The sequence below is a fragment of the Nocardia sp. NPDC004711 genome (assembly GCF_053601595.1).
This window is the reverse complement of sequence record NZ_JBSGCB010000137.1, coordinates 1-7,423: the sequence shown is the minus strand read 5'-3', so window position 1 is coordinate 7,423 and position 7,423 is coordinate 1. Positions and strand designations below refer to the sequence as shown.

Below are 7,423 nucleotides of genomic sequence, written 5' to 3'. Positions count from 1 at the left end.
GCCGAGGCGTGCGCCTCGGCGGGACGCGGGGACCCATCGTAGGAGGGGATTCTATCCATGGCCAATCAGGCCCGCGAAGAGGTGACCAGGTGATCATCCTCGGGCACATCATCCAGATCGGTTTCAGCGCTGTCCTGGTACGGATCGGCGCAAGCATCGCCGCCCATCACTGGCGCACTCGACACAGCGAAGGCGACTTGCAAGACGTAAGTCTCCTCCCTGACTCCCGCCCGCCGGCCTCGGCTCGTCGAGCGTCGACGGTTGGGCGGGTCGCGTGATCTGGCAGGAGAACGCGGCGTGCGTCGGGATGCCCACCGAGGCGTTCTTCCCTCCCGGCGGCAGCGACGACCCGCATCGACGGACGTTGGTGCGGAGCGTGATTCAAGTGTGCGAAGGATGCCCGGTGCGCCGCCGGTGCGCGCAGGCCGCGGTGGAAAACGGCGAGCGCTACGGCATTTTCGCGGGCGTTGATCTCGGCGACGGCTTCGTGAACCGAGGGTCTTTGCATCATCGGCGCAAAAAGTTGCGTCGCATCGCCAAGAGGGCGGCATGACCGCGGTCGAGCTCGGCGACGGCGAGCGGATCGCACGCCAGTGCCGCCGCTGTGGTGGCTAGCTCGTGTCCGCGGAATCGGCCGCGCGTGGGCTGGGTCCTGTGTGTGCACGTCATGAGCGTGAGGACGCCCGCCGGGCCGCGTCCGACATTCCCCTGTTCGACCTGGAGATGACTCGATGACTTCCCTTGATCTGCCTGCCGATCTCACGCCGGACGAGGCCCGCATCTACGTGGTGGCGACGCTCGACTCGATCCGCAAGGCCGAGCAGGCTGCAGCGCTCAACAAGGTGCGGTGCATGCGCCTGGGCCGCCGCTACGGGCTGTCGTACGCGGAGATTGCCGAATGCCTCGGCATGTCGGAATCCGGTGTGCGGCAGGCCATCCAACGGGCCGACGACTCCGTGCCGGAGGTGGACCAGGCATGAGAATCCGATCCATCAAGCCCGAGTTCTAGCGGTCCAATGATATCGACATCCTGGACTGGCATCACCGGCTGGTGTTCATCGGTCTGTGGTCGTACGTGGACGACAACGGCGTCGGCCTCGACAAGCACTGGCAGGAGTGACATGACCACCGACGCCCACACCCCCTATGACCCGACCGCCGAGCGCACCCTGATCGGTACCGCGTTGCTGGCTCCGGACCGCCGCCGCAACGAGTTCCTCTCGGTGCAGCTCGAGGACTGGTTCAACCCCGAGGCCCGCCACATCGCCATCGTCATCGCCGAGATGATGACCGCCGGCCACCCGGTCGACCAGAACACCGTGCTGGTCGAGGCGCAAAACCGCGGCCTGGTCCCGGCGCGGATCAAGCCGCGGACCCTGCTCGACTGCGGCGACGCCGCAGGCCTGCCCGAATCGGCCGGGGTGCACGCCGAACGGATCCGCGCCCTGTCGGCGGCCCGCAAGCTGTCCCAGGTCGGGATGCGGCTCGCGCAGCGCATGGAGACCGCCTGGACCTCCGGCACCGACCCCGCCGACATCGCCGCCGCGATCAGCGAAACCCGCCGCGCCTGCGGCGACGCCGAACGCATCGCCACCGCCGTCACCGAACCGCCCACGCGCATGGGCGATTTCCTGTCCATCCCCGACACGCACGAGTGGCTGGTGCCCAACCTGCTCGAACGCATGGACCGCATCGTGCTCACCGGCGCCGAGGGCGGCGGCAAGGCGCTCGCGCTCGACACCCCCGTGCCCACCCCCACGGGCTGGACCACGATGGGCGAACTCTCCATCGGCGACGAAGTGTTCCACGCAGACGGCTCTCCCGTCCGGATCATCGCCGCAACCGATGTCATGCACGACCGGCCGTGCCACCGGATCACGTTCTCCGACGGCGCGCAGATCGTCGCCGACGAACAGCACCTGTGGCTGACAGACACACTGCAGTCGCGAGAGGCCGACGCGAAAGCTCGCCGCCGCGGGCCGCTCAAGCCGCGCGGCACCGACCAGAGCCACAAGCGCAACCACTTCGCTGCAGTGCGCACCACCCGCGAAATCGCCGAAACCCTCATGGCGCGCAACGGATACGCGGTCAACCACTCGGTCAAAGTCGCACAGCCGCTGCAGTACGCCGCACAGGAACTCCCAATCCACCCGTACGCACTCGGAGTCTGGCTCGGCGATGGCAGCAGCTACCATGCCGGCTTCACGTGCGCAGACCCGGAGCTCGTTGACGAGATCCGTTCCTGCGGAGAACCGATCAAACACCATGGCGGATACGCGTACGCCTTCACCAGTGGAGATCGGTCCCGCGACAAGACGACAACATTCCAGGGTCGACTGCGCGCGTTGGGGTTGCTGCAGAACAAGCACATCCCCGCCGCATATCTGCAGGGTCCGATCGACCAGCGGATGGCGCTGCTGCAGGGCTCGATGGACACCGATGGCTCGATCTTCGGCAAGTCCGGCACCGGCCGAGGCGCGGGAACGAAGTGCGAATTCTCGGTCACCTCAAAGGCTCTGGCCGAGGGGTTCCTCGAACTGGTCCTCGGACTCGGTATCAAGGCCGTGATGCGGGAAGGCGCAGCACGGATTCAAGGCCGGGAGGTCAGACACCACTACCGAATCCAGTTCCGCACGGATCTACCGGCGTTCCGGCTGCCTCCGAAGTTGGAGCGCATCGAGCCGATCCGCACCGAGCGGTCCCGAATGCGCTCCATCACCAGCGTCGAAAAGATCGATTCGGTGCCGGTCCGATGCATCCAGGTCGACCGCGAAGACGGACTGTTCATTGCTGGCCGCGAATGCATCGTCACCCACAACAGCGTGCTGTGCACCCAGCTCGCCTGCACCCTCGCCGCTGGACTCCACCCCTTCACCGGAAACCCCCTCGGCCGCAACGCCCAACGCTCCCGCGTCCTCGTCATCGACTGCGACAACAGCCCCACCCAATCCCGGCGCCGCTACAAATGGGTCACCCGCATGGTCAAGACCGGCGAGCCAACCACGGGCTCACCACAGTCGACTGGAACGACACCATGAGCATCGAAGTCCGGCCCGCCGGAATCGACCTCCGTGCCGGAGACGACGTCGCATGGCTCGAACGCGCCATCGCCGACACCAACCCCGACATGCTCGTCCTCGGGCCGCTCTACAAGCTCCACCGAATGAACCCCAACGACGAACAACCCGCCCGCGACGTCGTCTGGGTGCTCGACGGATTGCGCGAGCGCTACGGGTTCGCGCTCCTCACCGAAGCCCATGCAGGAAAAGCAACCACAGGAGACGGCCGCCGCAACATGTCGCCCATCGGCACGAGCCTGTGGCTGCGATGGAGCGAATTCGGATTCGGACTCGCCCGTGCCGCAGACGACCCCGGCAAAGGCCGCGCCGAACTCGTCGACGTCGTGTCCTGGCGCGGGTCACGCGAAGAACGCGCCTGGCCCGCGAAACTCCAGCACGCCCACGTCCTGCCCTGGATGCCCGGCGACCCCGACTACTACGAGCAGCTGCACGCCGCCGGCCACGCCGCGTGACCGCCACAACGACGAACGGAGCCGACATGTCCGAACCGATCCGCCCCGAGCTCGACGCGTCCGCGCAGCTCGCAACGGCCGAACCCGACTGGGCCACAGTCGAACTCGACAAGGCTTGGCCGGAACTGTGGAAACTGCGTTGGAAAGCCGCCCGAGTCAGCGGCGAAACCGGCCTCGACCTGACCGTCCTGGACGAAATACACGTCAGCCACGACGGCAAAACGGACGACAGCGTCTACGGCATCCAATACGCGGACGCCAACGGAAACCCCGCGTGGTCTTTGCCGCACAGCTCCACATCCGCATGGACCTTCCTCAACGGCATCCGGTTCGGCGTCCAGGAGAGCCGCCGCGCCGAGCGAATCGACAAGGAGGCGTGACCATGCCTGACCACCTCCACGCCGTGACCATTACTGGCGATCGAGAGTTTCCACGCATCGAATTCCGTTGCAGCGGAGATGAATCTGCGGCCTGCCACACCTATTCGCGCTGCACATGCATCTTCTACGATCCCGACCACCGGCCACCCGCCACGCAGCACGCGGATTGCTGGATGGCCTCGTGGTTCGACAGCGACGGGACAGAGCCATCGAGCTGGTCCGCCACCGCAACCAGCCTCGAGCCCGGCATGAGTGGACCGATCCAGGCCCACCTCGCCCCCGGCCTGTTCGGCTCGATCCTCGAATGGCAATTCGTCACCGCCGAGGAGACCGCCGATGCCTGACCAGATCCATCCCGACGCCCCGACCGTCGTGCTGTACAGCAAGCCAGGCAGCGGCCAATGCATCGCCACCGCGAAAGCCCTTGAGAATCGCGGCATCCCGTTCGTGAAGATCGACATCACCACCGACCAGAACGCCGCCGACCGCGTCCGCGGCCTCAGCTACCAGTCCCTGCCCGTCATCGCCGCGGGCGACATGCACTGGTCCGGGTTCCAGCTCGACAAGATCGATCAGCTCAAAGTCGCATTGCTGAACTGGACTCCGAGCGCACCTGTAGAGGCGGCCGACCGTGCCTGAGCACCTGCACACCGTCACCATCAAGGCCGGGGAGCCTTGGCCCTCCATCGAATTCACCTGCCACGGCGACCGCGACTCGGAATGCCACAGCTACCCCGACTGCGAATGCGAGTCCTGGACCCCTGGCGACCATGAGCATCCGTTTGTGCCGCATGACGAGTGCTGGATGCAGGCGTGGTTCGCCAACGCTGCCGACGGCGCCGTCGATCCGATGCCGGAATCCCTGGCCGACTGCGACATCACGGTCGGCATGTCCGGACCCATCGAGACCTCGTTCCGCGGGGAGTACGTCGAATGGGAGTTCATCGAGGGCCCGGAGGGAGTGACCGTGGTTGATCGCGACCTCAACGCCACGCCGGAGGCCATGCAGTTCGTCCGGGACATGACCGAGGCGAACCGAATGTCGTTCGCGGAGCTGGTTCTCCGTCACTTCCATGCCCAGCACACGCTGCGCAAGGTGTGGGCATCGCGGCGGCGACTTCAAGACCGCACCGCGGAGCCGATCGCCGACCGCCCGTACCAGCTGCAGCGTGCTGAGCTGAAGGCACAGCAACTCGAGATGGCGCTCGGTGACCGAGGCAGAGAGCTGGACGCGGCTCAGCGGCGCATCACCGAACTGGAGCAGCAGGCCGGCCACCGCGTCATTGAGACCGCACAGATCGCGATCGAGCCGACCGGCACTGTTCTCCGGTCCGCGCAGGGCGACGTCGCCTCTGTGGACCACGGAGGGGCAGGCGAATGGTTCGGCGGTGATACCCGCGTTCATTTCCTGGATTTCCAGTTGGGCGAGTCGGAGTTCGTCGAGTTTTTGCCGGACGGCCAGTGGACCGTGCTGTGGCAGCCGGAGGCGGACCGTGTCTGACCGCGACCTCATCACCGAGGCGCAGATACAACACTCGCTCCAGAACCCTCGGTGTCACGGCGTGATGGAGTCGCCCGCGCCAGTGCGCTCGTTCGCGGCATGCGCGGTGTACGGATTCGAGGACTACACCAAGTGGCCAGTGGCGCAGGACCATACCGCGGAGCTGGAACATGCCCGCGACCCCGCCGCCCACCATGCCTTGGCCACCCTCTTCGCTGCGTTCGGCGTGACGTTCCCGAAAGAGGTGGTCGGCGTGCTGGAGGAGGTGGACCAAGCCATCGCTGTGGCCCTCGCCGCTATGCGTGCGGACCCGGCCGCGATGGAGGGCGCACGGAAACGCCTGCGGGCGTTGGGAGTGAGCGAGTGACCCGCGCGAACATCCTCAAGCGCCGCCAGTGCTGCGAGTTTGACTGCCCGACCACCATCAGGTTGCAGCCGTATGGGGATGTGCGCCGATGCGAACACGGCCAGATCTGGATGTATTTGCCCGGATGGTCCGGATTCCATTGGGTCCGGTTGTCGCCCATGTTGAATCCGTTGAAGTACCGGCGTGCGGTGCGTGCGCTGGCCAAGGAGGTGACCGATGTCTGACCGAGACCTCGCCGAAATCGGCGCTGCCACACCGACGAACTGACCGAGGAGAGACAGTGATGGACACCTTCATCGAGCCCCACCGGCTACCGCTGCTGCAGCGACTGCTGCATGGAATCCCAGCCCTCGCTGCCGATCTCCACCACACCCGCACCAAGCAGGCCCGCCTCGGCTCGATAGGCGGGTCACAGTCCCAGAAGGTCTTCGGCCAGCCACTGCCGTACCACGTGGACGCTGCCACGATCGCCGACCAGCTCCACGCCGAGCTGGTCGGATGGGTACGACTGGTGTGCGAACAGCGGGCCATCAGCTACCAGGGGCCCACGGGCACAGGCGGTCTCGCGCTGTGGCTGGACCAGCACATCTACTCGCTGGCGTGCACCGAGGGCGCGGAAGACTGCTACCCGAACCTGCACCCCATCACCAAGAAGGCCGACGCGATCGTATGCCCGCCGGCCTTCGAGGTCGCGATCGACGCCGAGCGCGTCGACCGGGCCCGGCGATGGCAGCTGAACGCCGCCGGAATCGCCACCGTGGCACGAGAACTCGGCGAGGAATACCAGCACCTCACCCGGCGCCGCGTGTTCGTGCTCAACGACGCGGGAGAGATCGCACCGCTGCCCGGGCCCTGGCAGCCTGGCTACCCCCTGCTGTTCCTGCTCGGCGATATGCTCGACGCGCACCTGCGGGTGCCGATTCGGGCGCGGCACGCCAAGGCGAGCTGACACGAGAGAGGATCACGGAGCACCGATCGAATTGAGGCCGGCATCGAAGTCTGGGGAGGATCAAACCCCTGAGCGGAAACCTGAGCGACCTGATCATGATCGGAGGCGACGCATCCAACCCAAGAGCTGGCTAGAAGTCCGACGAACCTGATCCCCGAACCAACGGGCGCCCTTCTGAAGTCGCGGCCAGCGGTTCGGTTGTGGGCGCAGCCTGGAGGTAGCCTCCGAATAGAGTCGGTCCCTAGCCTTTCCCAGCTCCGAAATCTGCGGTGAAAACGACTGGTACTCCCGCGTGAGTTTGCTCAAGGACTCTGGTGACATGTCTAATTTGAGCGCGCCGATATGAAGGGTGACGTACATCCGGACGATCGAACGCGCCTCGTGCGCATTCACCAGTCCTGCTTCGACCTGCGATGAGACGACAGTGAGCATGGCGATGAGGTGGGCACGCTCTGCCGAGGCGTAGGCGGTCTCAAGATTCTCGGCCGTGTCGACCAGATCCTTGAGAAGGAGCGTGCGCAACTCGTCTGGCTCGCTCGGATTTACTGCGATGTGATGGAAATCCACCAACTTGGCGGTGCACGAGGCCGCTACCCCATTGAGCCCTTTTCATCTGTGATGGATGCTGTTGTGGCAGTGGATATTTGGTGTGGCGTGTCGCGCGACGGGATGGCGAAGCCCCTGGTAGAGCGGG

12 protein-coding genes are annotated in these 7,423 nt (G+C 65.9%); 11 read left to right on the top strand and 1 reads right to left on the bottom strand.

Annotated elements, in window-relative coordinates:
- Positions 1 to 65 precede the first annotated feature (65 nt).
- On the bottom strand, positions 66 to 203 hold the full coding sequence (locus tag ACWEKS_RS48575; RefSeq protein WP_452346482.1) for a hypothetical protein: 138 nt from the start codon (positions 201 to 203) through the stop codon (positions 66 to 68).
- Positions 204 to 274: 71 nt separating this feature from the next.
- Between ACWEKS_RS48575 and ACWEKS_RS48570 the strand changes: the two genes are divergently transcribed.
- The 11 genes from ACWEKS_RS48570 to ACWEKS_RS48520 form a co-directional block, all read left to right on the top strand.
- A complete protein-coding gene (locus tag ACWEKS_RS48570; RefSeq protein WP_452346481.1) occupies positions 275 to 553 on the top strand; it encodes a WhiB family transcriptional regulator in 279 nt (92 codons plus the stop codon).
- Between the two features lie 178 nt (positions 554 to 731).
- Complete coding sequence (locus ACWEKS_RS48565; RefSeq protein ID WP_452346480.1) at positions 732 to 980, top strand: sigma-70 region 4 domain-containing protein; 249 nt, start codon at positions 732 to 734, stop codon at positions 978 to 980.
- Positions 981 to 1,121: 141 nt separating this feature from the next.
- Entirely contained in the window at positions 1,122 to 3,038 is a 1,917-nt protein-coding gene (locus ACWEKS_RS48560) for an LAGLIDADG family homing endonuclease (protein WP_452346479.1), read from the top strand.
- Complete coding sequence (locus ACWEKS_RS48555) at positions 3,035 to 3,532, top strand: AAA family ATPase (protein ID WP_452346478.1); 498 nt, start codon at positions 3,035 to 3,037, stop codon at positions 3,530 to 3,532. Before ACWEKS_RS48560 ends, ACWEKS_RS48555 begins: the two co-directional genes overlap by 4 nt.
- A gap of 26 nt (positions 3,533 to 3,558) precedes the next feature.
- A complete protein-coding gene (locus ACWEKS_RS48550) occupies positions 3,559 to 3,912 on the top strand; it encodes a hypothetical protein (RefSeq protein WP_452346477.1) in 354 nt (117 codons plus the stop codon).
- 336 nt (positions 3,913 to 4,248) lie between these two features.
- Positions 4,249 to 4,551, top strand: coding sequence for a glutaredoxin family protein (locus ACWEKS_RS48545; protein ID WP_452346476.1), 303 nt, complete (start codon positions 4,249 to 4,251; stop codon positions 4,549 to 4,551).
- A complete protein-coding gene (locus tag ACWEKS_RS48540) occupies positions 4,544 to 5,413 on the top strand; it encodes a hypothetical protein (RefSeq protein ID WP_452346475.1) in 870 nt (289 codons plus the stop codon). The genes ACWEKS_RS48545 and ACWEKS_RS48540 overlap by 8 nt, the downstream gene beginning before the upstream one ends.
- Positions 5,406 to 5,780, top strand: coding sequence for a hypothetical protein (locus ACWEKS_RS48535; protein ID WP_452346474.1), 375 nt, complete (start codon positions 5,406 to 5,408; stop codon positions 5,778 to 5,780). The genes ACWEKS_RS48540 and ACWEKS_RS48535 overlap by 8 nt, the downstream gene beginning before the upstream one ends.
- A complete protein-coding gene (locus ACWEKS_RS48530) occupies positions 5,777 to 6,004 on the top strand; it encodes a hypothetical protein (protein ID WP_452346473.1) in 228 nt (75 codons plus the stop codon). Before ACWEKS_RS48535 ends, ACWEKS_RS48530 begins: the two co-directional genes overlap by 4 nt.
- Before the next feature lie 59 nt (positions 6,005 to 6,063).
- Positions 6,064 to 6,729, top strand: coding sequence for a hypothetical protein (locus ACWEKS_RS48525; RefSeq protein WP_452346472.1), 666 nt, complete (start codon positions 6,064 to 6,066; stop codon positions 6,727 to 6,729).
- A 441-nt stretch (positions 6,730 to 7,170) separates the two neighbouring features.
- The coding region (locus ACWEKS_RS48520) for a hypothetical protein (protein WP_452346471.1) at positions 7,171 to 7,423 on the top strand (253 nt) is incomplete at its 3' end.

Coding starts and splice junctions, on each gene's coding strand:
- ACWEKS_RS48565 (WP_452346480.1), top strand. CDS start 732: ATGACTTCCCTTGATCTGCCTGCCGATCTCACGCCGGACGAGGCCCGC.
- ACWEKS_RS48560 (WP_452346479.1), top strand. CDS start 1,122: ATGACCACCGACGCCCACACCCCCTATGACCCGACCGCCGAGCGCACC.
- ACWEKS_RS48555 (WP_452346478.1), top strand. CDS start 3,035: ATGAGCATCGAAGTCCGGCCCGCCGGAATCGACCTCCGTGCCGGAGAC.
- ACWEKS_RS48550 (WP_452346477.1), top strand. CDS start 3,559: ATGTCCGAACCGATCCGCCCCGAGCTCGACGCGTCCGCGCAGCTCGCA.
- ACWEKS_RS48545 (WP_452346476.1), top strand. CDS start 4,249: ATGCCTGACCAGATCCATCCCGACGCCCCGACCGTCGTGCTGTACAGC.
- ACWEKS_RS48525 (WP_452346472.1), top strand. CDS start 6,064: ATGGACACCTTCATCGAGCCCCACCGGCTACCGCTGCTGCAGCGACTG.